Raw genomic sequence first — 25145 nt, 5'->3', positions numbered from 1 at the left:
ATGCAGCCTATGGTTTCAGCAATACTTTTCCTGTCTTGCCTGAGCCGAGAGACGCTTTTACAGCTGCGGATATGTCCGCCAGTTCATAGATGTCTTCGACAGGCAACTGGATTGTTCCATTTGCAACAAGCTGGATCAATTCGCCGATCAGGCGGCGCCTGTCATCGGCTGGCATCGAGCCGATGACCGTGCTGCCCCAGAACCCCTTGATTGTCAGCTGCTTGAAGATAACCGGACCCGATGAAATTTGCATCGGCTCTCCCGTCATGCTTCCGAAGGATACTAGAAGGCCTTCATCCCCTAAAAGCTCGGCGATATCGTTGCTGGCTGTGCCGCCAATCGAATCGACACCGGCGCGAATGGGCTTGTCGCCGGTTAATTGACGCACCTCGTCTTTCCAATCATCACCTGCTGTAGACACACCATTGACGATTCCAAGTTCCGCAAGTTCTTCAACTCCCTCATCCCGACGAACGAGGTTGATGACGTTGATGCCGCGTGCCTGCGCAAGCATCGCGACCGCCTTGCCAACCGCGCCATTGGCGGTGTTCTGAATGATCCAGTCATTCTTTTCGACACCTAGAAATTCCAAGAGTGTGATGGCGCTGAACGGCATGGCGATGAGTTGAGCAGCCGCTTCATCCGAGATCGTATCGGGAACGGGTACGACGCCAGAGGCCGTAGCCAGAAAATATTCGGCCCAGGAGCCGTGAACGCCTGCGGCGGCAACCCGCTTTCCGACCAGTGACTGATCACCGCCCTTGCCTATAGCATCGACGATGCCAACGGCTTCACTACCACCGATAGCGCCGGGCAGTGGTGGTTTGTATCCATAGTTTCCCCGAACTGTCCAAAGATCGTGGTTATGAATGGGCGATAGCAACGTGCGAATGCGCAATTGGCCCTCACCCGGCTGCGGAACGGGCGAATCCCTTAACTGAAGAACGTCCTGCGGGTCACCAAAAACGTCGTGGGTTGCGCTACGCATAAGATTTTCCTTTTTGATGGATGTCCAAGAGTCTCGAAACAATGAGGCATTGCTATGAAGCATGGATCGAGATCGACAGCATGAAAACAAAAAAGCCGACCCAAGGGCCGGCTCTCGTTTTTTTTCGATTAAGTACGCCTTATTGGCAGACGCGCATGCTTTCCATGTGCCAGCCGCCATCATAGGCGTTGCGAACCTGCCGGTCCTCAAACCAGCAACGTGGCGGTGGTGGTGGGGGCTCAACGTAACGAGGACCACTATCACGTGCCAACGCACCGCCGATGAGACCACCCAAAACACCGGCCGCGATGCCGCCAGCGATGACACGGCCATTGTCATGGTCGCGATGTCTGCGCGGTGGGTCGCGATATGGTGGTGGCGGAGGACCGCGACGATCATAGCGATAGGGGCCGTCATAATACTGCGCTGATGCGGTCTGAACGCTGGCCAGAACTGCGCCACTCGCGATAACACCAGCAAGCATTGTCAGAAGAATTTTTTTCATAGCGGGCCTCTCCATGTGAGCCGAACCGTTACCGGGTAGCGTCTCAATATGCTCCAAAAATGGCACGCCACTGATGAACAAGTTCTGAACGCTAAATTCACCATGCCTTTATATTCTTTAAATCGGACTGGAGTACCGTTCGCAGGCACACTGGCCTTTCGCAGTTTGCAGATCGACGGTATCTCAAACTGGCTTCCTCCACGGGAGGAGCTCCCAAGTCCTGAAAGCCAATCAGGCGAAACTTTAGCCCCGCCTCTTGGTGGGGCCTTTTTTATGGCAATTAACATCCTCGATGAAAATATGTCACATTTCCTGACGTTTTTATCTCGTAGAGCGTACCGATATCGTAACGACTGCACTACCAGCCACATCCCGTTTTTGAATATGAGAAGATTATCGCTCAAGGGCATTGCCCGATTTTTCCCCGAGCGAACAACCTGCCCCGCCACTTTGCGGGGCTTTTTTGTAAATGACGGTTCTATTCGTTCTAAATACGGGTCGGAACGACCACGTCCACACCCGGACCATAAGGCTTTTCACGGCCATGATCTCGCAATATATCGTTGAACAGATCGATAATGGCGGCTGGCATGTTCCGCTCGAAATCATCGAATAACTCCGTTGCCCTGTTCCAGGAATAGATGGCGGCGAGTGTCAAGATCAGCAGCAACAGCCAAGGCCAGAGCGGCTTTTTACGGTGCGGCCTGCCCTTGATATCGTTGTTGTCGACCATCGTCATGCCGTCCTCTCAAGCGCAAAAGCACTAGTTTCGACTCCGCCGAGGCTCCCCGCCTGGCGCATAGGTCGCCTTTTGCAGAAACCGGAAAATGCTGCCGCACTGTGCACATCGTATCATGTATTCGGCGGGGTTTCTGGAAGGACGCTCCGCCCGAAATCCCTGCGGCATCTCGTCTATACGAAAATCGACGTCGGTATTCCGCTTTTCATCCTGCTCCGAGGCTTCGGCAAAACCGCTATGGCCGCATTTTGCACATTCGAGTTTGCGGGAATATCGGTCACGCGAAGCCATGGTTTATCCTTTGTTTCGGGACAGGTAGCAATCTGCTTGCGGCAGTTCAATACACGTCACCTTTAGAATATCTCATTTCCCGCACCGAATGCACATCTGCGTGGAAGGCCCGTGCGACCTCCCCCTGCTCCGTTTTCGATCAAAGACCGCATTTTATCCGCTTCAGATACCATTCATAAACCACTTGGTAACGCCATGGTTCTAAGGTTGGCGTCTGAAAAAGTCTGGCGGGGCGTGTCGGACGGAACCTGTGGCATGCGATTAAAGAGTTCAACCGTGTTCAAAAAACTATCTGAGGCACTAGGGCGCACGGCAGGCGCTTCGTCTTTCGTGAAAGTTTTCATGTTTGCAATGGCAATGGCGACGGCAACTGCCGCCGCCACCCAGGTTGCGAATGCTGACCCCAAATTTGCGGGCATCGTTGTTGATGCCAAGACCGGCAAGGTTCTTTATGGTGAAGACCCTGATGGCTTGCGCTATCCAGCATCACTAACCAAGATGATGACCCTGTATCTGACGTTCGAAGCGTTGAATTCAGGTCGGCTCTCTTTGAATTCGATGGTTCCTATATCGGCGAATGCCGCCAAGGAACCTCCATCCAAGCTGGGCGTGCGCGCTGGCGGTAGCATTACCGTGGAGCAGGCAATTCTCGCCCTCGTGACCCGTTCTGCCAACGATGTTGCGACAGCTCTGGGTGAATTGATCGGCGGCAACGAAGAACGTTTCGGGCGCATCATGACGGCGAAAGCCCGTGCTCTGGGCATGACCCGCACGACCTATCGCAACGCACATGGCCTGCCAAATACGGCTCAAATGACGACGGCACGCGACCAAGCTCGGTTGAGCGTCGCGCTACGCCAGCATTTCCCGCAATATTACGGGTATTTCAACACCCGCACCTTCAATTTCGGCAAGCAGGTCATCGGCAACCACAATCGTCTGGTTGGCACCGTTCGCGGCGTTGATGGTATCAAGACGGGCTACACCCGTGCGGCAGGGAGCAATCTGGCAACTTCGGCCCAACTCGACGGTCGTTCCATCGTCGCTGTTGTTCTTGGCGGTCGCTCCAGTGCTGCCCGCGATGCAACGATGCGCAAGCTTGTGGCGCAATACCTTCCTCAGGCTTCACGTGGCGGTAACAGCAACCTGATTGCGTCGACACCGACCATGCGGATTGAAGAGCCGGTGGCTGTTGCTGCAACGACGCAAGCATATACGCCGTCTGCGGGTCTTCCCAATGCTGGCCCCGTTCCGCAGGCACGCTATGCCGACGAGACACCTGTATCCGCTTTCGCTCCAAGCCAGGCCAATGCAGCAGTCACGGCCATGGATGTAGCAACACGTGGAAAGCCTCCGGCCAACCTCACTCCACCTGTCGACATGCGGCCTGATCGTTCAATGGTGACCAATTCCACCAAGGTGGACAACATCGTTACTGCGTCCACCACCCCAGCTCCTTCGGGAACAGGCAAAGCAGGTTGGGTTATCCAGATCGGTGCGTCTCCAGACGAAGGCTCCGCCCGTAACCTGCTTCAGGCAGCGCAGGACAAAGGTGGCATCTCGCTCCGTTCGGCCAAGCCCTTTACGGTCGCCTTCAATAAGGATGGCGCCCAGATGTTCCGCGCTCGCTTCGGTGGCTTTGGTGGCCAGAATGAAGCGGTCAATGCATGTAATGCTTTGAAGAAGAAAGGCATCAGCTGCTGGGCATCGCTCCAGTAAGCGGAAGACGGTTTCAGGGGCCGGTAGGATGAAAATACAGATTACCGGTTCCACTCCTCGAATTGTATTGTGTAACGAGGCTTTCCAGATGGCGATCAACGAAAACTATTCGGACATTGCGGCAGGTAAAGGCAGACAGCAAAGTCTTTCCGTACTGCATCCGATCCATGAAGCGGCGATGAGAATCGCCGACCTGGGCTTGAACAAATCGCGACACAAGACCCGCGATCTCGTGAATTTGTTACTGTCCCATGGCGCTCGCGCTTGGCGCAGCAACCAGCCCGAAGCGAAAATACACCTTCATATCGCGTCGAAATCAGGTCGTGGTGCAATCCATTTGCGCCTGCGTTAAACCTTTCAAGTCATTAAAAAAGCCCTGCGAAATCGACGTTTCGCAGGGCTTTTTATTTTGTAGATTATGATAACGATAGCGGCGGGACCCTCACTGGCCCGCCGCCACTGTCTTATACGCCCTCGCCGTCACCTTCAGGTGCTGCACCGGCATTTGTCTCGATACCGTCGGTTTCAGCGTCGCTCAAAGTCTCGACATCATCATCGCCTTCAGGTTCGTTGATACGTTCGACGGACACGACCTTTTCGTCCTTCGCAGTAGAGAAGATCGTCACGCCCTTCGTGGCGCGGCTTGCAAAGCGAATACCGCCGACGGGAACGCGGATCAGCTGACCACCATCGGAAACCAGCATGATCTGGTCTTTCTCATCGACCGGGAAGGCTGCAACCAGTTCACCGATTTCCGCCGTCTTGGACGTATCGGTTGCGCGGATGCCCTTACCACCACGGCCCGAGGTGCGGAAGTCATATGAAGAGGAGCGCTTGCCGAAGCCTTTTTCCGAAACCGTCAGAACGAACTGCTCTTGTGACTTGAGGAACTGGTAGCGTTCTTCGGTGAGGTGGCCCTCTTCCGTCACTTCTTCACCGACCAGTGCGATCTCCTCGGCGTCGGTCTCACCCGTCAGGGCACGGCGTTCAGCAGCGGCGCGCTTGAGGTAAGCTGCACGCTCCCATGGCTCTGCATTGACGTGGCTGACAATCGTCATCGAAATGATGCGATCACCCGTTCCGAGATTAATACCGCGAACACCGACCGAATTACGACCCGCAAACACACGCACATCATCAACAGGGAAGCGAATGCACTGGCCGAGCGCCGTCGTCAGCAGAACGTCATCGCCTGCCACTTCGCCAAGAGCATCCGGACCGGTGCAGGTTTCGACGGAGAGGATTTCGTCACCCTCTTCATCCAGCTTCATGGCGATTTTGCCGTTGCGGTTGACTTGAACGAAATCGGACAACTTGTTGCGGCGTACCGTTCCACGGGTTGTGGAGAACATGACGTCGAGTGTTTCCCACGTCGTCTCGTCTTCCGGCAATGGCATGATGGTGGTGATGCGTTCGCCAGCCGCCAATGGCAGCATATTGATCAGCGCCTTGCCCTTGGACTGCGGAGTGCCGATTGGCAGACGCCAGACCTTTTCCTTGTAGACGATGCCACGTGAGGAGAAGAACAGCACAGGTGTATGGGTGTTTGCCACGAACAGACGGTTGACGAAATCCGCATCGCGGGTCGCCATGCCGGAACGGCCTTTGCCGCCGCGACGCTGTGCGCGGTAGGTCGTCAACGGTACGCGCTTGATGTAACCAAGATGCGAAACCGTTACGACCATATCTTCACGGGCGATGAGATCTTCATCGTCCATATCAGGACCGCCTTCAACGATCTGACTGCGGCGTGGCGTGCCGAACTCATCCCTGACAGCAGCCAGCTCATCCTTGACGATCTGCTGAATACGAATGCGCGAGGACAAAATGTCGAGATATTCACTGATCTCGGCGCCGATCTTGTTCAGCTCATCACTGATTTCATCACGGCCCAGAGCTGTCAGTCGAGCAAGACGCAATTCGAGAATAGCGCGTGCCTGCTCTTCAGACAAGTTGTAGGTCTTGTCTTCATTGATGCGATGGCGCGGGTCGTCGATCAGAAGGATCAGGCTTTCCACGTCAGATGCCGGCCAGCGGCGAGTCATCAACTGTTCACGCGCCGTCGCCGGGTCCGGTGCCTGGCGGATAACACGAATGACTTCATCGATATTGGCAACCGCAATCGCCAGACCAACCAGCACATGCGCGCGGTCACGCGCTTTGCGCAGCAGGTACTTCGTGCGGCGGCTGACGACTTCTTCGCGGAAGGAAACGAAAGCGCGCAGCATATCCAGAAGCGTCATCTGCTCCGGCTTGCCGCCATTCAGCGCCACCATGTTACAGCCGAAAGACGTCTGCAACGGTGTGTAACGGTAAAGCTGGTTCAGAATAACTTCGGCATTGGCATCGCGCTTCAATTCCACGACGACGCGATAGCCTTGACGGTCAGACTCGTCGCGAAGGTCGGAAATGCCCTCGACGCGCTTGTCCTTGACCAATTCGGCCATTTTTTCGATCATCGACGACTTGTTCACCTGGAAAGGAACTTCGGTGATGATGATCTGCTCGCGGTCGCCACGCATAGGCTCGATGGTAGCACGACCACGCATGATCACTGAGCCGCGGCCCGTTTCATAGGCGGAGCGAATGCCGGACCGTCCAAGAATGAATGCACCCGTCGGAAAATCCGGGCCGGGAATGATTTCCATCATTTCCGGCAATTCGATTTCCGGGTTGTCGATCAAAGCGATAGAGCCGTTGATGACTTCGGTCAGATTGTGCGGCGGAATGTTGGTTGCCATGCCGACGGCGATGCCGCCTGCGCCGTTGACCAGAAGGTTGGGGAACTTGGCAGGAACCACGACGGGCTCCGACATGGTGCCGTCATAGTTGTCGCGGAAATCGACTGTTTCCTTGTCGAGATCGTCGAGCAGCGCGTGTGCCACCTTCTCGAGACGGCATTCGGTATAACGCTGGGCGGCCGGCGGGTCTCCGTCGATAGAGCCGAAATTGCCCTGACCGTCGATCAGCGGCATGCGCAGCGACCAGTCCTGGGCCATACGGGCCAAGGCGTCATAGATCGCGGAGTCGCCGTGCGGGTGGTATTTACCCATCACGTCACCGGTCACGCGGGCGGACTTGACGTATTTCTTGTTCCAGTCGAGACCGAGTTCGTTCATCCCGTAAAGAATTCGGCGATGAACGGGCTTCAGTCCATCGCGAACGTCTGGAAGTGCACGGCTGACGATAACGCTCATGGCGTAATCGAGATACGACCGCTGCATTTCCTCGATGATGGAAATCGGCTCAATGCCTGGCGGAAGCTTTCCGCCGCCTGGGGGGCTCTGGTCAGTCAAATCGGATCACATTCTATGTTAAGAATCGGATGGATTTTTATAGCGGAAACAGCACGAAAGCGCCAATTTCCAGCGCGGTTTTGAACAGTCTTTTGCGTCATTTGCAAGACGATGCACAGTTTTATCCCTGAGCATGGCGAAAACGGATGGATCAGGGTTCCAAACGGATGCAGACTTACCTACCATAGCACGAAAAATCGACCTGAGACCGAGGCGTTTGCCTTGATTTTCCAGGATGGATGGCGGGGACACATGGCAAGCACCGAACTTCTTCTCAACGCACTCACCACGATGCTTGTCACGCTAGACCCGCCCGGTCTCGCGCCTGTCTTTCTGGCCCTTACGGTTGGCATGACGCGCGCCCAACGTGGTCAGGTCGCCCTTCGCGGCTCGATCATCGCTTTCGGCATCCTTACCATGTTTGCGCTGTTCGGGTCGTCCATTCTGGATATGCTTGGTATCTCGCTGGGCGCCTTCCGCATTTCCGGCGGCATGCTGCTGTTCTGGATCTCGTTCGAAATGATTTTCGAAAAACGGCAGGAGCGTAAAGAAAAGACCTCGGAAGTGGCGATTACGCTGGATCACATGCAGAACATCGCCGTCTTCCCCTTGGCGCTACCATTGATCGCCGGACCGGGCGCAATCTCGGCCACGGTGCTGATTTCAGGGTCCATGCAAACCAGCTTTGACAAAATCCTGTTCATTCTTCTGCTGGCCTTCAGCATGCTGCTGGTTTTTCTGACACTGCTCGCCGCCGACCGGCTGGACCGTTTTCTCGGCAATACCGGTCGTGCCATCCTCACACGTCTTTTGGGCGTATTGCTAGCGGCTCTTTCGGTTCAGTTCGTGGTCGATGGCGTAAAGTCCACCATGGCTTCCTGAAAGAGACAACGCCGGATGCTCTTTTAAAACGCCAATTCACGTTGACATTCGAGAGCCTTGAGAATGCGAAATCTGCTGAACTATCGGGCTGGAGGCTATGCCGGTCAGTGATAAGAAACGTCCGCGCGCCACGGTATAGGCGCGTTGCTTGTCAAAGCCCCTCATCCGATGATGCGCGACCATCATTTCAAGGCAGTACCGATCACAACGACAAGGCAGAAGTCGTCGGTATCGGTACTCAGACGGATTTCCTCAACAAGCCTAGCTGGACGAAAGGCCGCCCAGCAGTCGGGCTAATTCGCCCTGTGCGCTGATATTGTCTGGCAGCAGCGCGCCATTGATAGGGTCGAGAACATTATGACGTACCCGGTCAAGACCGTCTCGCCGGATACGGCCATAGACAACACCATCATCATATTAGCGGAACAAGGCCCGCATTAATTCGCCGGTCGTCAGTAAACGCCAAACTCTCAGGCATCATTTCTCAGTCAGCCCTGATGATCGCGATGTTGGCAGACAAAGCCGAGAACTAGAGGGTTACCGCTTTGCCCTCAAAATCCGCTTCCAGATCGTGCCGCCCAGGAAGCGATTAAAAACAAGAAAATAAGCAACGATCAGCGCAAAGACCAAAACCGCTGGCATGCCCTGAACACTGAATCCGTCCTCCGTGCGCCCGCCAGAGACGGATGCGACGATAAAACCAAAAATCCAGAACGCAGTGAAGAAATCCAATATTGCGGCCAGCACGATACGCCAAGTCGATGGCTGGCGCGCTGGCGTCGTCGTTTCTGTCATAGCCAACCCTTGCCCCTATACGTTTTCCGATCAATCAGAACGGAATATCATCGTCCATATCATTGGAGAAATTACCAGCTGGTTGGCCACCACGGGAAGCGCCGCCGCGCGCAGGCTGGTCATTACCGCCACCGTAATTTCCGCTGCCGCCTCCATAGGATGCGCCACCACCAAAGTCGTCACCGCCACGGTTGCCAGCACCACCACCTTCGCCACGGCCATCCAGCATCGTCAGCGTGGAGTTGAAGCCCTGCAACACAATTTCCGTGGAGTAACGGTCATTGCCGGTCTGGTCTTGCCACTTACGGGTCTGAAGCGCGCCCTCGATGTAAAGCTTGGCGCCCTTTTTCACATATTGCTCGATAACCTTGCAAAGACCTTCATTAAAGACCACGACAGAGTGCCATTCGGTCTTTTCTTTTCGCTCGCCGGACGTGCGATCACGCCAGCTTTCAGACGTCGCGATACGAAGATTTGCAATCGGGCGACCGTCTTGTGTGCGGCGAATTTCCGGATCAGCGCCGACGTTCCCGAGCAAAATTACCTTATTTACGCTGCCAGCCATCTTCTCAATCCTGTCTACCGACCCTCATGGCCAGTATTTTATCTTTAAAATCCTGGACACCATAGCCCATCGTTCGGCCTGATGTGCACCAGATGGAACGACAATCCACAAGGAATGTTCTTTCAGGTCGCTTAGTCTTGCAATTCGTTCTTATTTTGTTCTATTAAGGCTGTATTGATGAGTCAAGTGCAACGAAAAGCGGACGTGAAAAGGTTAATACATCTCGACACGCCGGTCTGCGTCATTACATAAGAGCCTGCCCCTCCCAACGAGTATCCCGAGCCTTGTCATGAGTGAATTAAAGACGATTTCGATCCGCGGCGCCCGCGAACATAATCTCAAGGGCATCGATCTGGACCTGCCACGCAACAAGCTGATCGTCATGACCGGGCTTTCGGGTTCTGGCAAATCTTCGCTTGCTTTCGATACGATCTATGCGGAAGGCCAGCGACGATATGTCGAAAGCCTGTCCGCTTACGCTCGCCAGTTTCTGGAGATGATGCAGAAGCCGGATGTCGATCAAATCGAAGGCCTGTCTCCAGCGATTTCCATCGAGCAAAAAACGACATCGCGCAATCCTCGCTCGACTGTCGGCACAGTGACGGAAATCTATGACTATATGCGCCTGCTTTTTGCGCGCGTAGGTGTTCCCTATTCGCCAGCCACCGGCCTGCCGATTGAAAGCCAGACCGTCAGCCAGATGGTCGATCGCGTACTGGCGCTAGAGGAAGGAACGCGCCTCTACATTCTCGCGCCGATGGTTCGCGGGCGTAAGGGTGAATACAAAAAAGAGCTGGCAGACCTGATGAAAAAGGGCTTCCAGCGCGTAAAGGTTGACGGGCAGTTCTACGAAATTGCCGATGTCCCTGCGCTCGACAAGAAATACAAGCACGATATTGATGTCGTCGTGGACCGAGCCGTGGTGCGTCCGGATATGGCCGCGCGTCTTGCAGACAGTCTCGAAACCTCATTGAAGCTTGCAGATGGTCTCGCAGTTGCCGAATTTGCAGACAAGCCTTTACCCCCTGAAGAAACAGCGGCGGGCGGATCTGCAAACAAGTCTCTGAATGAAACGCATGAGCGTGTGCTGTTTTCGGAAAAATTCGCCTGCCCCGTCTCCGGCTTCACCATATCGGAAATCGAACCGCGTCTGTTTTCCTTCAATAATCCATTTGGTGCCTGCCCTACCTGTGATGGTCTTGGTTCGCAGCAGAAGGTGGATGTGGCACTCATCGTGCCGGAACCTGCGAGAACTCTGAAAGATGGTGCCGTGGCACCTTGGGCCAAATCATCGTCACCCTACTACAATCAGACGCTGGAAGCTTTGGGCAAGGCATTCGGGTTCAAGCTGTCCAGCCGCTGGGACGATCTGACCGACGCCGCAAAGAAGGCGATCCTGCGCGGAACCGACGACAAGATCGAGTTTCAGTATCAGGACGGCGCGCGTTCCTACAAGACGGTAAAAAACTTCGAAGGCATCGTTCCCAATCTCGAACGGCGCTGGAAGGAAACTGACAGCGCTTGGGCACGTGAAGAGATCGAACGCTATATGTCGGCAGCACCATGCCCGGCCTGCGCTGGTTATCGCCTCAAGCCGGAAGCGCTGGCTGTCAAAATCAACAAACTTCATATCGGTCAAGTCACCGAAATGTCGATCAAGCTAGCCCGAGACTGGTTTGAGGTTCTGCCCGAATCGCTGAATACTAAGCAGAATGAGATCGCAGCCCGGATTCTGAAGGAAATCCGCGAACGCCTGCGGTTCCTGAACGATGTCGGGCTGGAATATCTCAGCCTGTCACGAAATTCCGGGACCTTGTCTGGCGGTGAAAGTCAGCGCATTCGTCTTGCATCGCAGATCGGATCTGGCCTCACCGGCGTTCTCTATGTTCTGGATGAACCGTCGATCGGTTTGCATCAGCGCGATAATGCCCGCTTGCTGGACACGCTGAAACATCTGCGTGACATCGGCAACACCGTCATCGTGGTCGAGCATGATGAGGACGCCATTCTTACTGCCGATTACGTGGTTGATATCGGCCCTGCCGCTGGTATTCACGGCGGCGAAGTGATTGCTGAGGGAACGCCGCAACAGGTGATGGCCAACCCGAAGTCGCTAACGGGCAAATATCTGTCCGGTGAGTTGGGTGTCGCAGTTCCGTCAGAGCGCCGCAAGCCAAAAAAAGGCAAAGAGATCAAAGTCGTCGGCGCGCGCGGCAACAATCTGAAAAATGTGACGGCGTCAGTGCCGCTTGGTGTTTTCACGGCGGTTACGGGTGTTTCAGGCGGCGGCAAGTCGACGTTCCTAATCGAGACGCTCTATAAGTCCGCGGCGCGACGCGTCATGGGCGCACGTGAAATTCCGGCAGATCATGATCGGATCGATGGTTTTGAATTTATCGACAAGGTCATCGATATCGACCAGTCGCCTATCGGCCGTACACCGCGTTCGAACCCTGCCACTTACACCGGTGCATTTACGCCGATCCGGGACTGGTTCTCCGGCCTGCCCGAGGCGAAGGCGCGTGGTTATGCACCCGGTCGCTTTTCCTTCAACGTCAAGGGCGGACGTTGCGAAGCCTGCCAGGGTGACGGCGTCATCAAAATCGAGATGCACTTCCTGCCGGATGTCTATGTGACCTGTGACGTCTGCCACGGCAAGCGCTACAATCGCGAAACGCTTGATGTCACATTCAAGAGCAAGTCGATCGCCGACGTGCTCGATATGACCGTCGAGGAAGGTGTTGAATTCTTCGCAGCCGTGCCTGCGGTGCGTGACAAATTGCAGTCGCTCTTCGATGTCGGTCTCGGCTATATCAAGGTTGGCCAGCAGGCCAACACTCTGTCGGGAGGTGAAGCGCAACGCGTGAAATTGGCCAAGGAGCTATCCAAGCGCTCGACGGGACGTACGCTCTACATCCTCGATGAGCCAACGACCGGCCTGCACTTTCACGACGTCAAGAAGCTTCTGGAGATGCTGCACGAATTGGTCGATCAGGGCAATTCCGTCGTCGTCATCGAGCACAATCTCGAAGTCATCAAGACGGCGGATTGGGTGATCGACATCGGTCCCGAAGGTGGCACCGGCGGTGGCGAAGTCGTCGCGACCGGAACGCCAGAACAGATCGTCAAGGAAAAACGCTCTTATACCGGCCAGTTCCTCAAGGAACTTCTGGAGCGCCGTTCCGATAAGAAGATACAGGCGGCAGAGTAATAGACGTTCTGACGTGCAATGGATGCGTGGAGGGAGGAAAAGATGAGCAAGACAGGCACGATCCGAGCCGGTATCGGCGGTTGGACCTTTGAGCCCTGGGAAGGCACGTTCTATCCTGACAAGCTGGTAAAAAGACGCCAGCTTGAACATGCCAGCAGCCAGTTGCGAGCCATTGAGGTAAACGGCACCTATTATGGCAGCCAGAAGCCGGAAACTTTTGCCAAATGGGCATCGGAGGTGCCGGATGGCTTTATATTTTCGCTGAAGGCGAGCCGGTACGTGACCAATCGCAAGGTACTGGCTGAGGCCGGTGAATCAATGACCAAGTTTCTGACCCAGGGGTTGACCGAGCTTGGCGATCATCTCGGCCCGATCCTCTGGCAGTTCGCACCGACAAAGTCGTTCGAGCCTGATGATTTCGCAGCATTTCTCGCCTTGTTGCCGGAAAAGCAGGACGGGATGACGCTTCAGCACGTCGTTGAAGTCCGTAATCCGAGCTTTCAGGTGCCAGAATTCATCGACTTGCTTGCAAAACACAAGGTCGCCGTCGTCTGTGCCGATCATCACGACTATCCGATGCTGCCGGACGTAACGGGAGACTTCGTCTATTGCCGTCTTCAAAAGGGCGAAGACGATATCGAAACCTGCTATCCGGAAAAGGACATGAAGGCTTGGAGCGAGCGGTTGAAGACCTATGCGCAAGGCGGCGCTCCCGACGATCTGCCCTTGATCGCACCTGACCGGAAAGCGGAGAAAAAAGCACGGGACGTGTTTGCATTCTTCATCACCGGCGGCAAAGTCAATGCACCGAATGGTGCGCGGTTGATGCAGACGATGGTTTAGCGCCTGTTGCTAGACCGCAATATTGCTATCGGCAATGTCGAAATTGATCGCCGCGAAAGCGGCGGTAATTACCTCTGGACCCGCGCCCGGTTTCGTTGCGTCACTCGATAAAATCTGGCGAAACCGCCTTGCGCCCGGCATGCCCTGAAACAACCCGACCATGTGCCGAGTAACGTGGTTGAGCCGACCGCCCTTCGCGATATAGTCTCTCGCATACTCCATCATCGTGTCCCGCAACGCCATCCAATCGGCATCCTGCGCCGGTTTGCCGTAAATGCTGTGATCGACATCCGCCAGTATCGACGTGTTGTGATAGGCGGCGCGCCCCAGCATGACGCCATCCATGTGCTTCAGGTGCGCTTCCGCCTGATCAAGGTCGGTAATCCCTCCATTGATCCCGATGAAAATGCCAGGATTATCCTGCTTCATCCGATATACGAGTTCGTAATCGAGCGGAGGTACGTCACGGTTTTCCTTTGGCGAAAGACCTTGTAACCACGCTTTGCGCGCATGGACCCAAACAGCGTCCGCACCGGCCTCTACCACCTTGGAGATGAAGTCCGGCAATACCGTCTCAGGTTCTTGATCATCCACGCCGATCCGGCATTTCACCGTAACAGGCACGGTCGTGACCGCCTTCATGGACGCTACGCAGCGAGCGACCGTTTCCGGTTCACGCATCAGGCAGGCGCCGAACGTGCCCGATTGCACTCGGTCGGAAGGGCAGCCGACATTCAGATTGATTTCGTCATATCCGTAACCGCTGGCAATCTTCACCGCTTCCGAAAGCTTCCCTGGGTCCGAGCCACCAAGCTGGAGCGCGACTGGATGCTCGGCTGCGTGATAGCCCAACAGCTTGTCACGCTGCCCGTAGATAATGGCGTCGGCCACGATCATTTCCGTGTACAGCAAAGCATGACTGGACAACTGCCGGTGAAGAAAACGGCACCGCGTATCCGTCCAGTCGATCATCGGCGCGACTGCAAATATCTTGCCACCGGTTGCGAGAGCTTCTTCGTACATGGATTGTGACACCTCTTTTGCGGGGCTTTTAGCGCAATGTGTGCGATAAAGCCAGTTTACTGCCGAGTGTGATTTTAAACTGGAAATTCCGGCAGAATCGCGGGACAAACATCCCCTGAAATCAGGAGCCAAGCGCTATGTCCGCGACCGTTATTCCCGTTCCTCAGTCCGTTCTTCTGCCCGTTGATGGCACGAGCGAGACATTTCCGGTGCGCCGGGTCTATTGCGTAGGGCGCAACTACGCTGATCACGCGATAGAGATGGGACATGATCCGTCCCGCGAGCCACCATTTTTCTTCCAGAAAAATGCTGAAAATCTTCTGCCCGCGGGCAATGATTTTCCCTATCCTGCCCTCTCGTCCAATGTACATTACGAAGTTGAATGCGTGGTTGCGCTGAAAAGCGGTGGATCGGACATCCCAGTGGAGCAGGCGCTTGACCATGTCTGGGGTTACGCGGTCGGCATCGATATGACGCGCCGCGACATGCAGGATGCGCTCAAGAAAATGGGCCGCTCCTGGGAAAGCGCGAAAGCTTTCGAGCATTCCGCTCCCGTTTCACCTCTCGTTCCGGCCTCCAAAATTGGTCACCCAGCCAATGGCGCTGTTTGGCTGGAGGTGAATGGCGAGCGCAAGCAATCCGGCGATCTCGACCAGATGATCTGGAAAACAGCGGAAATCATCGCCGAACTGTCGAAGCTTTTCACGCTCGCAGCAGGTGATGTTATCATGACCGGCACGCCCGCTGGCGTCGGTCCCATCGTTGTCGGTGATCGTATCGATTGTGGCGTTGGCGGCATCGGCACCTTGTCGGTCAAGATCGTCTGAAACGGAGGAAAACCATGCCGCTTTATCGCCTCGGCGAACGCGTCCCCAAAACCCCGGATCATGACCGCTACTGGGTGGCACCCGATGCCAATGTTATCGGGTCTGTCACGTTGGGAGAGGATGTCGGCATATGGTTCGGCGCGACGCTGCGGGGAGACAACGAACCTGTAACGGTCGGGCGCGGTAGCAACATTCAGGAAGGTGTCATGGTGCATGCCGATCCCGGTTTTCCCGCAACGATCGGTGAAGGCTGCACCATTGGTCACCACGCGATCATTCACGGCTGCACGATTGGCGATAACTCGCTTGTCGGCATGGGCGCCACCGTGCTGAATGGGGCGAAGATCGGCAAGAACTGTCTCATCGGTGCCAATGCTTTGGTGACGGAAGGCAAGGAATTTCCTGACAACTCACTGATCGTCGGCTCACCTGCACGCGCTATTCGCACTCTCGATGACGCGGCTGTCGCAGCCTTAACGCAGTCTGCCAAAAATTACGTGCGCAACTGGCAACGCTTTGCAAAAGATCTGCAGCCGCTCTAGGACGCGCACGCCTCGCACAGTCCGCGAATTTCTATTGTGGTCTTTTCAGCTTTGAACTTCTGGCTTTTTGCCCAGTGGCCCAAGCTGTGATCGACCTGATGATCATGAAACTCCGTGACTTGGCCACAGGCATTGCAGATGGCAAACGCCACACTTCCATGATGATGCGTACAGCAATCTGTTTGCGTGTGAGCGCAAGCGACGAAAGCATTGAGACTTTCCAGGCGGTGAACCAGCCCCAATTCAATCAGCTTTTCCAGCGCCCGATAGACCTGCAGGGGCGCTCGAAAGCCGGCATCACGCAGCTTGTCGAGAATGACATAGGCGCTGAGTGGTGCCTGCGTGCGCGACAGCGCGTCATATACCAGCGACTGGTTGCGGGTGAGATTTGGTGTGGTCATGAGCGGCCTCCTTGCTCCGCCTTGCGCAGAAATCCGGGCGCAGGCAAGAGACTCAAGATGAAAAGCATAACAGCGGCAACAACGATGGATGGCCCTGACGGCGTGTCGTATTGCAATGAGCCCATCAGCCCTGCAATGACCGCGACAGCGCCGATCACGGATGCCAGAACCGCCATGATTTCTGGCGTAGCAGAAAACCGGCGAGCTGTGGCGGCGGGTATGATCAGAAGCGACGTGATCAGCATGATGCCGACAATCTTCATCGCAATGGCGATGACCAGAGCCATAAGCAACATGAAAAGCAGCTTGGAGCGCTCGGGACGCATGCCCTCGGCTTCCGCAAGTTCTGCATTGACAGTGGACGCCAGCAACGGCTTCCACAAATAGACGATCGCCAAAAGTACGATGATGCCGCCACCCCATATTAATTGGATATCGGACACGGACACGGCCAGAATGTCACCGAACAGGAATGCCACGAGATCGATACGAACCCAGGTCATGAAGGCGACGATGACGAGACCGAAGGCGAGCGCGGAGTGTGAGAGAATGCCAAGCAGCGCATCGGACGATAAAGCCTGACGCTTTTGCAGGAATAGCAGAATCAGAGACACGACCGACGCGACGATAAAGACACTGACGATCAGGTTGAGTTGGAACAGCAGGGAAAGTGCGACGCCCAGAAGCGCGGAATGCGCCATTGTATCGCCGAAATAGGCCATGCGCCGCCAAACGACGAAACAGCCGAGTGGGCCAGCCATTAATGCCACGCCCACGCCCGCGACGATGGCACGGACGAAGAAATCGTCAAACATGCTTGGCTCCGTGGCTGTGCTGTCCATGATCATGGTGCTGGTTAGCGCATCCATGACTATCTTCCGCATGTTCGAGATCATGGTGGTGGCCGTCATCGGGGTGACAATGATCTGTCAGCGTTCCATCGGCATGCTGCACGCGACCGTCTGGAAGATGCGTGTGGTCGTGCTGGTGGCTGTAAATGGCAAGTCCCTTCCCCGCAGCGCCGCCGAACAGACGCATATATTCAGCACTCCGGCTAACTGCTTGCGGCGTGCCGCGGCAGCAGACATGCCCGTTCAGGCAAATGACGGTATCCGTCTCAGCCATGACGATGTGCAGATCATGCGAGATCAGCAGAATACCGCAGCCTGTGGAATTTCGGATGTTTTTGATGAGGTCATAGAGGGCGATCTCACCCGAGAAATCCACCCCTTGCACTGGCTCATCCAGCACCAGCAGATCAGGCTTGCGGGCAATTGCGCGAGCCAGCAACGCACGTTGAAACTCGCCGCCAGACAAATGCTGTACCTCTGCTTTTGCTAGATGAGCAATGCCGGTGGCATCAAGAGCCGCTTCGATTTCGCCCACAGGCAATTTCCCGGTCAGGGTCATTAACCGCTGAACAGTCAGTGGCATCGTCCAATCGACGGACAATTTTTGCGGCACATAGCCGACTTTCAATCCGGCAATGCGCGCAACACTACCCTCGTCCGGCTTTAAAACGCCAGTCGACATTTTTGCACTGGTCGATTTGCCAGAGCCATTCGGGCCGATCAGGGTGACGATTTCACCACGACGAACGGAAAACTCCACGCCCCGCACCAGCCAGCGGCCGTTTCGTTTTACGCCCGCATTGGAAAGTGAAACGAGATCGTTGTCATTCCGGGCCGGAGAATGAAGCATATGTTTTTCCAATTGTCGCTGTTGCCTAAGGCTATTGCATACGTTATAGCGTTACGCAACATATGTAATAACATAACATACGCATACAAGTGGAGCTTACGAATGAAGACTATCGCCGCCATCCTCCTCGCTTCCGCTGCCATGATCGCGTCTTCCAACGCCATGGCTGCACCGAACGTGGTGGTTTCGATCAAGCCCATCCACTCTCTCGTTGCTGCAATCATGCAAGGAGTGGGCGACCCGACATTGATCGTGGATGGCGGCGCCTCCCCTCATACCTACAGCCTGAAACCCTCCAATGCCAAGGCCATCGAAAGCGCCGACGTGGTGTTCTGGGTTGGCGATGGGCTGGAAAAGTTTCTCGAAAAACCGCTTCAGTCACTGGCAGGAAAGGCAACAGTTGTGGAACTGGATGACGCAAAAGGCATCGAAAAACTGAAGTTCCGGGAGGGCGGTCCGTTCGAAGCCCATGACCACAGCGAGCACGAAGGCGACGATCATGCTCACGAGACAGGTCATGATCATGCGCATGGGGAAGACCACAAGCATGAGGCAGAACATAAGCACGACGACGGACACGGCCACGATCATGACGAGGGTGAGTACGACATGCATCTTTGGCTTGATCCCGAAAATGCAAAAGCCATGGCCGTTGAAATTGGCAAGACGCTGATGACGGCCGATCCCGCCAACGCCCAAACCTATCAGGACAACACCAAAAAGTTGGTCGATAACATCGACGCTCTCGACAAGGAAATCGTTGCGACCGTGGCGCCGATCAAGGACAAGCCCTTCGTGGTCTTCCATGATGCCTATCAGTATTTTGAGCATCGCTATGGCGTGAAGACCGCCGGCTCGATAACCGTCAGCCCGGAAAACACACCCGGTGCTGACCGCATCAAGCAAATCCATGCCAAGGTGAAAGCGCTGAACGCCACATGCGTTTTCGCAGAACCCCAGTTCGAGCCGAAGCTTGTCAACGTCGTCATAGAAGGCACCAATGCCAAGTCCGGCACACTTGATCCTGAAGCGGGAACCCTGAAAGCCGGCCCTGATCTCTACTTCCAGATGATGCGCAATATCGCCACATCCTTGAAAGAATGCCTTTCGTAAATCGGACTTGATGTGGAAGGTGGCGCTTGCCGCCTTTCATTTTAACTATCAATGTAATACTATTACAATAGGATTTCACAATGGCTGGAAAACTGCCTGTAACTGTCTTGTCGGGATTTCTTGGTGCCGGAAAAACCACTCTTCTCAACCACATTTTAAGCAATCGCGAAGGGCTTCGCGTCGCCGTAATCGTCAATGACATGAGCGAGGTCAATATCGACGCCGCGCTGATCAGGGATGGTGACGCCAATCTTTCCCGCACGCAGGAGCAGTTGGTGGAAATGACCAATGGCTGCATCTGCTGCACTTTGCGGGACGATCTGCTGAATGAGGTTCGGCAATTGGCCGAGCAGGACAGGTTCGATTATCTCCTGATCGAATCCACAGGCATCGCAGAACCCCTGCCCGTTGCCGCAACGTTCGATTTCCGTGATGAAGACGGAAACAGCCTCTCTGACGTTGCAAAGCTGGATACGATGGTGACGGTCGTTGATTGCGCCAATCTGCTCAAGGATTATGGCTCAGCAGACTTTCTGGCGGATCGTGGCGAGACAGCGGGTGACGGCGACAATCGAACATTGATCGACTTGCTGGTGGAGCAGATCGAGTTCGCCAATGTCGTCATATTGAACAAGGTTTCCACCGCCACGGAGACCGAGCGAGATGCCGCCCGAAAGATCATTATCGGCCTCAATCCGGATGCAAAAATGATCGAAGCGGACTTCGGCAGGGTTGAGCCCAAGCGCGTTTTGGGCACAGGTCTTTTTGATTTTGCAGAGGCTGAAACGCACCCACTGTGGTTCAAGGAACTGCATGGCTTCAAGCAGCACATTCCTGAAACCGAAGAATACGGCATTCGTTCATTCGTCTACAGGGCAAAACGCCCATTCGATCCTGCACGCTTTCATGACTTCATCAACCGCGAATGGCCCGGGGTTATCCGCGCCAAGGGATTTTTCTGGCTGGCCACGAGACCCGACCATGTTGGAGAAATAAGCCAGGCCGGCGCGCAGGTGAAGACAGGAAAGATGGGGCTGTGGTGGTCATCCGTACCCAAACAGCGATGGCCGGAAGACCCGGGTTTCGAGCGGATGCTTCAACCTTACATGGATAATGTATGGGGAGACCGGCGGCAGGAAATTGTCTTTATCGGTGCCGACCCCATGAAGGAGGACGAACTTCGCGCAGCACTTGATCAATGTCTGGTCGACGCAAAGGTATTTACGCCGACCGCATGGCGTCATCTTAAAGATCCGTTCCCAGACTGGAACTGGAAAGCGGCATGAGAAAGGTATCGAACTTCCACTGCACGGATGTTACGGATGATACCTCCTCAAACGAAGACTGCGGCCATGGGGGATATCCACGACCGCAGGTGACGTCGCACGACGGCTTAGCGCGCGCCGGACAGTCCGATGATAATGCCGTTAGCAACGTTGATCAGAAGGTACTGATTGTTGACGCGAACCCAGCGCTGACCCCTACCAGGCTCTCTCAGGCTATGGCGGCGATAATCACGGCGATCGATAATGTTACGACGTTCCGCCGCAGATAGGCGCTGACCGCGATCCCAGCGATGCTTCTTGATGATCACCTTCTTGGTGGTCACAGTTCGTTCCATCGTTCTGTGGCCTGGGCGGTCATCATGACGGCTCTGTGCCTGCGCCATAGGGGCTGCGAGAACGGTAGCGGCAATGAGAATGGAGAAGAGCTTTTTCATGGATGCTTCCTTTCGTGAAGTGATGACACGACATTATCGTCACACGGATGAACGGAAACTGAACTTTGAAATTACAATTCTGTAATGGTTCTTAATGCTTAGCTGGATCAATTAAAGTTTACATTCAAAATCAATCAACGAAAAGCCGCCCTGATAGACATCAGGGCGGCGTGGTTTTATTTTTTAAGTTCTGCGGATTTGGCCCATAGATTGATGTCCGCATCCTTAGCGAAGCGGTCAATTTCTGCCAGTTCCTCCACGGTGAAGTCGGGCTTATCGAGGGCCTTGACGCAATCTTCGACCTGCTCCGGACGGCTGGCACCAATCAACGCCGTGGTAATTCGCCCACCGCGCAGCACCCAGGCAAGTGCCATCTGCGCCAACGTCTGGCCACGGCGTTCAGCAATCGCGTTCAGCCCACGGATGTTCTCGATGTTACGTTCATTGAGGAACGCAGGGTTCAGAGATTTTCCTTGGCTGGCGCGGCTCGTGTCTGGCACACCGCCCAGATACTTCGTCGTCAACATGCCCTGAGCCAGCGGAGAGAACACGATTGATCCGATGCCAAGCTCTTCTAATGTATCGACGAGACCGTCTTCCTCAATCCACCGGTTGATCATCGAGTAGCTGGGCTGATGAATGATACACGGGGTTCCCAGCTCTTTCAGGATAGCGGCAGCCTCGCGCGTGCGCTGCGAATTATAGGAGGAGATGCCGACATACAGCGCCCTGCCCGAGCGAACGATGTGATCGAGTGCCCCACAGGTTTCTTCCAATGGCGTATCGGGATCGAAGCGGTGTGAATAGAAAATGTCCACATAATCCAGACCCATGCGCTTGAGGCTCTGGTCGCAGGAAGAGATCAGATATTTGCGGCTTCCCCACTCACCGTAAGGACCAGGCCACATATTGTAGCCAGCCTTGGACGAGATGACCAACTCATCACGGTATCCCGCAAAATCGGTCCTCAGTATTTCACCGAAGGCTGTTTCGGCGCTGCCGGGAGGCGGGCCGTAATTATTGGCGAGATCGAAATGGGTGATGCCGAGATCAAAGGCCTTTCGGCAAATATCCTGCTTGGTCTTGTGCGAGAAGTCGTTTCCGAAATTGTGCCACAGTCCCAGCGATATCGCTGGAAGCTTGAGGCCCGATGCGCCGCAATGGTTATATTTCATGGACGCGTAACGGTTCTCAGCCGGTTGCCAAGCCATGGGTAGTCCTCCCTAAACAATTATTTGCCTGAGAAAGAACTCCGCAGGCTCTGATGTGGTGGTTTGAACTTAAAGAGATGAAACGTCTCGTCAACCGTGCGACTGAGACGAAAACAGATCAAAAAGCTTGAAAGACGGCGGTAATGTTAGCGTCTTATCTAGCGGCGAGAAGATGATGCGTCGTGTTTCTCCGGCCGTCAGATCGAACAGGTTGTCTGAATAGCGCCCGGCGACATCGGCCTCGACCATCACGAACAAAGCAAGCCCGGTGGCGCTGACCTCCAGCTCGAACTGCCCGTCATCCAGCGCTTTGACACTGTGTGCGAGACCGGGAGGTTGCAGCTCGAGCGCCTTGTAGGTCTCGGCCACGTGGTGCCCCTCGCCCGTCATGCCATTGGAAGCGATGAAATTCCACGACAGCAACGCACCGTCAGGTAGCTGGGCCATATCCACATCGGCCATGATGACTGCCGCATCCGGCCCGCAAGCGCCGCTTGCGGACTTCAGCGGCATGCGTGTGCCATCCGTCAACAGTGCGAAGATGTTCATGTCGATCTCCACCTCCTCCGCCGTATCGTTGACGGTAGAGAACTGCACAACGTTGGTGCCTTCGGATGGAATGGCCGAAACTGCAACGGGCTGGAAAAAATGCCGCGCGGCGTAATGCAGGGCTTTCCAACTACCGCCATAATCCAGGCTTGACCACGAGGCCACAGGCCATGTGTCGTTCAACTGCCAATAGAGCGTGCCCATACAATGTGGTTTGAGCGACCGCCAATATTCTACCGCGGTCTTAATCGCCAGCGCCTGTTGCACTTGGCTGATATAGACGAAGTTCTCGAAGTCTTTCGGGAAGCGGAAGTATCGGAAGATCGTGCCAGCAATCCGTTCATTCCCGCCCGCATTCTTCTGGTGAAGCTCGATGACCGGTGACGAAATATTCATGTCCTTTTCGTCCGCGTAGGTCCTGATCACAGGCATGGACGTATAGGACTGGAAGCCGAACTCCGAGCAGAACCGTGGCTTGACGGCCCGGTAATTGTCGAAAGATTTGTTCTCGTGCCAGACGGACCAGTAATGCATATCTCCGGAACCATCCGCGTGCCAGGCATCGCCGTAATCCAGATAACCGGACGCCGGGCTGGATGGCCACCACAGCGCCGATGGAGCGGCCTTCTTCAAGGCTCGCTCTATGGTTCGGTTCAGGCGGTCGTAAGCGACGAGGTAGCGATCACGGTTATCGCGAGATTCCTCGAACCAGTTCAGCGCACCGACGAGTTCATTGTCACCGCACCAAAGCACGATTGACGGATGCGACGACAGGCGTCTGACCTGATAATCGACCTCGTGTTCGACATTGTCGAGGAAATCGTCTGTGCAGGGATATAGATTGCAGGCGAACATGAAGTCCTGCCAGACCATGAGTCCCAAACGATCGCAAAGATCGTAGAACCAGTCCTGCTCGTAAAAGCCGCCGCCCCAGACCCGGATCATATTCATATTGGCTTCAGCAGCAGATGATAACAGGTCCTCGGTTTTCTCCCGGCTGGTCAGCGAATGCAGAGCATCGGCCGGTATCCAGTTCGCGCCACGGCAGAAGATTTCCCGGCCGTTGATGCGAAACGCAAAGCGGCTGCCCGCCTCGTCCTTATCCGTCAGCAATTCCACCTTACGAAAGCCAATCTGCTTGGTGACGGTCTCGTCCGGTAGTTCCACGGTCAGCGTGTAAAGCGCTTGCTCACCGCTTCCGGCAGGCCACCAAAGCTTTGGGTCTTCCACGAAGAAGACGTGGCGAATAACGGTGTCGCCGGCGCTCACACCGCAATCCAGCCGCAGCCGCTCATCGCCCAGCGACAGATGGGTTGGCACGCTGGCTGGCTGCGCCGCATGAAGCGTCAGTTCGACATGCAGTTCCACGCCGCCATCGACATGATGCTGCGAAGTGCTGACATGGTCGATACGCGCCACGTCCAGACGTCGCAGGGCAATTGTGCCGTAGATTCCAAGGGGTGCCAGTGCGATGTTCCAATCCCAGCCGAAATGGCATTGCGGCTTGCGCAGCATATTGCCGTGCGGGATCGGCGAATTACCGGGATGGTAGGGAACATAAAACGGTTGCGATGCCTGGCGGTCTGCACCCGCCTTGATGCTGGAATGGAAATGGATGCGAATAGTATTTTCACCCTGCTGCAGGGCGCTGGAAACATCTGGCCTGTAGCGTCGGAAACAATTATCAGCCGAAAGAACGGGAATATCGTTCAGGAAGACGACAGCAACGGTATCGAGATAATCGACGTCCAGATACCAGGTAGCATCGGGCTCATCGACGTAAAAACTGCGTTCAATGATCCAGTCGCGATGCCCCACCCATTGCACATCGTTTTCATTGCGCCCGAAATAAGGATCGGGAATGACCTTAGCATCGCGCAAGGCCGTGTGCACATCGCCGGGTATATCCATACGCACCTGATGATCGCCTTCAGCCGATGACAGTTTCCATATGCCGGAGAGATCGATTGCAACGTCGCTTGCGTAAGAAGATGTCATGTCCCATGCCTTGTCATTGTCGTAATGCACCATGTGAGGATAATGAAACACAGAGTCGAAATTCGGGAGCCAGCCTCGTACCCAATGAGCAGGTAATTTGCGAATTTTCTGTGATCGTCCTCCCATCGGTAACGTTACTGTAAAAATAGCAAGGCGTCACGAGCGAATGAAAACAGTCGATGGATCAGTTTGAAAGACGCCAAAAAACAAAATTAAATTCGAATAA

22 protein-coding genes are annotated in these 25145 nt (G+C 55.1%); 9 read left to right on the top strand and 13 right to left on the bottom strand.

Annotation, left to right across the window (positions count from 1 at the left end):
* Positions 1-7 precede the first annotated feature (7 nt).
* From ATO67_RS00830 to ATO67_RS00820, 3 genes are all read right to left on the bottom strand, one after another.
* Positions 8-988: a zinc-binding dehydrogenase gene (locus tag ATO67_RS00830; protein WP_067642964.1), complete on the bottom strand. Its 981-nt coding sequence runs from the start codon at positions 986-988 to the stop codon at positions 8-10.
* 139 nt (positions 989-1127) lie between these two features.
* Positions 1128-1493, bottom strand: a complete 366-nt coding sequence (locus tag ATO67_RS00825) for a hypothetical protein (RefSeq protein ID WP_067642962.1) — start codon at positions 1491-1493, stop codon at positions 1128-1130.
* 487 nt (positions 1494-1980) lie between these two features.
* A complete protein-coding gene (locus tag ATO67_RS00820) occupies positions 1981-2232 on the bottom strand; it encodes a hypothetical protein (RefSeq protein ID WP_082760107.1) in 252 nt (83 codons plus the stop codon).
* Between the two features lie 633 nt (positions 2233-2865).
* Here ATO67_RS00820 and ATO67_RS00815 point away from each other — a divergent pair.
* Together ATO67_RS00815 and ATO67_RS00810 are read left to right on the top strand one after the other, a co-directional pair.
* Positions 2866-4242 carry an SPOR domain-containing protein gene (locus ATO67_RS00815; protein ID WP_425352173.1) on the top strand — a complete coding sequence of 459 codons (1377 nt, stop codon included), beginning with the start codon at positions 2866-2868 and terminating at the stop codon, positions 4240-4242.
* An 88-nt stretch (positions 4243-4330) separates the two neighbouring features.
* Entirely contained in the window at positions 4331-4594 is a 264-nt protein-coding gene (locus ATO67_RS00810; protein WP_067642959.1) for a hypothetical protein, read from the top strand.
* Positions 4595-4706: 112 nt separating this feature from the next.
* Here ATO67_RS00810 and gyrA read toward each other — a convergent pair whose 3' ends face one another.
* Positions 4707-7538 carry a DNA gyrase subunit A gene (gyrA, locus tag ATO67_RS00805; protein ID WP_067642956.1) on the bottom strand — a complete coding sequence of 944 codons (2832 nt, stop codon included), beginning with the start codon at positions 7536-7538 and terminating at the stop codon, positions 4707-4709.
* 252 nt (positions 7539-7790) lie between these two features.
* On the opposite strand from gyrA, the gene ATO67_RS00800 reads away from it, so the two are divergent.
* A complete protein-coding gene (locus ATO67_RS00800) occupies positions 7791-8420 on the top strand; it encodes a MarC family protein (RefSeq protein ID WP_067642953.1) in 630 nt (209 codons plus the stop codon).
* A gap of 537 nt (positions 8421-8957) precedes the next feature.
* Here ATO67_RS00800 and ATO67_RS00795 read toward each other — a convergent pair.
* Entirely contained in the window at positions 8958-9215 is a 258-nt protein-coding gene (locus ATO67_RS00795; protein WP_067642950.1) for a hypothetical protein, read from the bottom strand.
* Positions 9216-9249: 34 nt separating this feature from the next.
* Positions 9250-9780: a single-stranded DNA-binding protein gene (locus tag ATO67_RS00790; protein ID WP_067642947.1), complete on the bottom strand. Its 531-nt coding sequence runs from the start codon at positions 9778-9780 to the stop codon at positions 9250-9252.
* A gap of 289 nt (positions 9781-10069) precedes the next feature.
* On the opposite strand from ATO67_RS00790, the gene uvrA reads away from it, so the two are divergent.
* Complete coding sequence (gene uvrA / locus ATO67_RS00785) at positions 10070-12991, top strand: excinuclease ABC subunit UvrA (RefSeq protein WP_067642944.1); 2922 nt, start codon at positions 10070-10072, stop codon at positions 12989-12991.
* Between the two features lie 42 nt (positions 12992-13033).
* Positions 13034-13834, top strand: a complete 801-nt coding sequence (locus ATO67_RS00780; RefSeq protein ID WP_067642941.1) for a DUF72 domain-containing protein — start codon at positions 13034-13036, stop codon at positions 13832-13834.
* A 9-nt stretch (positions 13835-13843) separates the two neighbouring features.
* On the opposite strand, the gene dusA is transcribed toward ATO67_RS00780, so the two are convergent.
* The gene (dusA, locus tag ATO67_RS00775) at positions 13844-14857 is read right to left on the bottom strand and encodes a tRNA dihydrouridine(20/20a) synthase DusA (RefSeq protein ID WP_067642938.1); all 1014 of its coding nucleotides are present in this window, start codon (positions 14855-14857) and stop codon (positions 13844-13846) included.
* 137 nt (positions 14858-14994) lie between these two features.
* Between dusA and ATO67_RS00770 the strand changes: the two genes are divergently transcribed.
* Positions 14995-15684 carry a fumarylacetoacetate hydrolase family protein gene (locus ATO67_RS00770; protein ID WP_067642934.1) on the top strand — a complete coding sequence of 230 codons (690 nt, stop codon included), beginning with the start codon at positions 14995-14997 and terminating at the stop codon, positions 15682-15684.
* Positions 15685-15698: 14 nt separating this feature from the next.
* Positions 15699-16226: a gamma carbonic anhydrase family protein gene (locus ATO67_RS00765; protein WP_067642931.1), complete on the top strand. Its 528-nt coding sequence runs from the start codon at positions 15699-15701 to the stop codon at positions 16224-16226.
* Here ATO67_RS00765 and ATO67_RS00760 read toward each other — a convergent pair.
* The 3 genes from ATO67_RS00760 to ATO67_RS00750 are packed head-to-tail and all read right to left on the bottom strand — an operon-like array spanning position 16223 to position 18328.
* Positions 16223-16627 carry a Fur family transcriptional regulator gene (locus ATO67_RS00760; RefSeq protein WP_067642928.1) on the bottom strand — a complete coding sequence of 135 codons (405 nt, stop codon included), beginning with the start codon at positions 16625-16627 and terminating at the stop codon, positions 16223-16225. The two genes, ATO67_RS00765 and ATO67_RS00760, sit on opposite strands and share 4 nt — an antisense overlap.
* Positions 16624-17442, bottom strand: a complete 819-nt coding sequence (znuB, locus tag ATO67_RS00755) for a zinc ABC transporter permease subunit ZnuB (protein ID WP_067644158.1) — start codon at positions 17440-17442, stop codon at positions 16624-16626. Before znuB ends, ATO67_RS00760 begins: the two co-directional genes overlap by 4 nt.
* The gene (locus ATO67_RS00750; RefSeq protein WP_067642925.1) at positions 17435-18328 is read right to left on the bottom strand and encodes an ATP-binding cassette domain-containing protein; all 894 of its coding nucleotides are present in this window, start codon (positions 18326-18328) and stop codon (positions 17435-17437) included. The genes znuB and ATO67_RS00750 overlap by 8 nt, the downstream gene beginning before the upstream one ends.
* A 102-nt stretch (positions 18329-18430) precedes the next feature.
* Here ATO67_RS00750 and znuA point away from each other — a divergent pair, with 102 nt between their 5' ends.
* Together znuA and zigA are read left to right on the top strand one after the other, a co-directional pair.
* Positions 18431-19441: a zinc ABC transporter substrate-binding protein ZnuA gene (gene znuA / locus ATO67_RS00745; RefSeq protein WP_067642922.1), complete on the top strand. Its 1011-nt coding sequence runs from the start codon at positions 18431-18433 to the stop codon at positions 19439-19441.
* An 80-nt stretch (positions 19442-19521) separates the two neighbouring features.
* Complete coding sequence (zigA, locus tag ATO67_RS00740) at positions 19522-20727, top strand: zinc metallochaperone GTPase ZigA (RefSeq protein ID WP_067642919.1); 1206 nt, start codon at positions 19522-19524, stop codon at positions 20725-20727.
* A 107-nt stretch (positions 20728-20834) separates the two neighbouring features.
* Here zigA and ATO67_RS00735 read toward each other — a convergent pair whose 3' ends face one another.
* The 3 genes from ATO67_RS00735 to ATO67_RS00725 all read right to left on the bottom strand — a co-directional run bounded on the left by ATO67_RS00735 (position 20835) and on the right by ATO67_RS00725 (position 24919).
* Positions 20835-21161, bottom strand: coding sequence for an RcnB family protein (locus ATO67_RS00735; RefSeq protein ID WP_067642916.1), 327 nt, complete (start codon positions 21159-21161; stop codon positions 20835-20837).
* 176 nt (positions 21162-21337) lie between these two features.
* A complete protein-coding gene (mgrA, locus tag ATO67_RS00730; protein WP_067642913.1) occupies positions 21338-22372 on the bottom strand; it encodes an L-glyceraldehyde 3-phosphate reductase in 1035 nt (344 codons plus the stop codon).
* A gap of 90 nt (positions 22373-22462) precedes the next feature.
* Positions 22463-24919 carry a beta-mannosidase gene (locus ATO67_RS00725; RefSeq protein ID WP_082760129.1) on the bottom strand — a complete coding sequence of 819 codons (2457 nt, stop codon included), beginning with the start codon at positions 24917-24919 and terminating at the stop codon, positions 22463-22465.
* Between the last annotated feature and the right edge of the window lie 226 nt (positions 24920-25145).

The sequence above is a fragment of the Agrobacterium bohemicum genome (assembly GCF_001562555.1).
GTDB classification, from domain to species: domain Bacteria; phylum Pseudomonadota; class Alphaproteobacteria; order Rhizobiales; family Rhizobiaceae; genus Agrobacterium; species Agrobacterium bohemicum.
The sequence above is the reverse complement of the archived record's forward strand: the minus strand, read 5'-3'. Positions and strand labels throughout refer to the sequence as shown.

What these genes read in the sequence shown, in the direction of transcription:
- dusA (WP_067642938.1), bottom strand. Translation starts at nt 14,857, where the DNA reads ATGTACGAAGAAGCTCTCGCAACCGGTGGCAAGATATTTGCAGTCGCG.
- znuB (WP_067644158.1), bottom strand. Translation starts at nt 17,442, where the DNA reads ATGTTTGACGATTTCTTCGTCCGTGCCATCGTCGCGGGCGTGGGCGTG.
- uvrA (WP_067642944.1), top strand. Translation starts at nt 10,070, where the DNA reads ATGAGTGAATTAAAGACGATTTCGATCCGCGGCGCCCGCGAACATAAT.
- ATO67_RS00815 (WP_425352173.1), top strand. Translation starts at nt 2,866, where the DNA reads ATGTTTGCAATGGCAATGGCGACGGCAACTGCCGCCGCCACCCAGGTT.
- ATO67_RS00770 (WP_067642934.1), top strand. Translation starts at nt 14,995, where the DNA reads ATGTCCGCGACCGTTATTCCCGTTCCTCAGTCCGTTCTTCTGCCCGTT.
- mgrA (WP_067642913.1), bottom strand. Translation starts at nt 22,372, where the DNA reads ATGGCTTGGCAACCGGCTGAGAACCGTTACGCGTCCATGAAATATAAC.
- ATO67_RS00780 (WP_067642941.1), top strand. Translation starts at nt 13,034, where the DNA reads ATGAGCAAGACAGGCACGATCCGAGCCGGTATCGGCGGTTGGACCTTT.
- ATO67_RS00790 (WP_067642947.1), bottom strand. Translation starts at nt 9,780, where the DNA reads ATGGCTGGCAGCGTAAATAAGGTAATTTTGCTCGGGAACGTCGGCGCT.
- ATO67_RS00825 (WP_067642962.1), bottom strand. Translation starts at nt 1,493, where the DNA reads ATGAAAAAAATTCTTCTGACAATGCTTGCTGGTGTTATCGCGAGTGGC.
- ATO67_RS00765 (WP_067642931.1), top strand. Translation starts at nt 15,699, where the DNA reads ATGCCGCTTTATCGCCTCGGCGAACGCGTCCCCAAAACCCCGGATCAT.
- ATO67_RS00830 (WP_067642964.1), bottom strand. Translation starts at nt 988, where the DNA reads ATGCGTAGCGCAACCCACGACGTTTTTGGTGACCCGCAGGACGTTCTT.
- ATO67_RS00795 (WP_067642950.1), bottom strand. Translation starts at nt 9,215, where the DNA reads ATGACAGAAACGACGACGCCAGCGCGCCAGCCATCGACTTGGCGTATC.
- ATO67_RS00820 (WP_082760107.1), bottom strand. Translation starts at nt 2,232, where the DNA reads ATGACGATGGTCGACAACAACGATATCAAGGGCAGGCCGCACCGTAAA.
- ATO67_RS00750 (WP_067642925.1), bottom strand. Translation starts at nt 18,328, where the DNA reads ATGCTTCATTCTCCGGCCCGGAATGACAACGATCTCGTTTCACTTTCC.
- ATO67_RS00760 (WP_067642928.1), bottom strand. Translation starts at nt 16,627, where the DNA reads ATGACCACACCAAATCTCACCCGCAACCAGTCGCTGGTATATGACGCG.
- znuA (WP_067642922.1), top strand. Translation starts at nt 18,431, where the DNA reads ATGAAGACTATCGCCGCCATCCTCCTCGCTTCCGCTGCCATGATCGCG.
- ATO67_RS00800 (WP_067642953.1), top strand. Translation starts at nt 7,791, where the DNA reads ATGGCAAGCACCGAACTTCTTCTCAACGCACTCACCACGATGCTTGTC.
- zigA (WP_067642919.1), top strand. Translation starts at nt 19,522, where the DNA reads ATGGCTGGAAAACTGCCTGTAACTGTCTTGTCGGGATTTCTTGGTGCC.
- ATO67_RS00735 (WP_067642916.1), bottom strand. Translation starts at nt 21,161, where the DNA reads ATGAAAAAGCTCTTCTCCATTCTCATTGCCGCTACCGTTCTCGCAGCC.
- ATO67_RS00810 (WP_067642959.1), top strand. Translation starts at nt 4,331, where the DNA reads ATGGCGATCAACGAAAACTATTCGGACATTGCGGCAGGTAAAGGCAGA.
- ATO67_RS00725 (WP_082760129.1), bottom strand. Translation starts at nt 24,919, where the DNA reads ATGACATCTTCTTACGCAAGCGACGTTGCAATCGATCTCTCCGGCATA.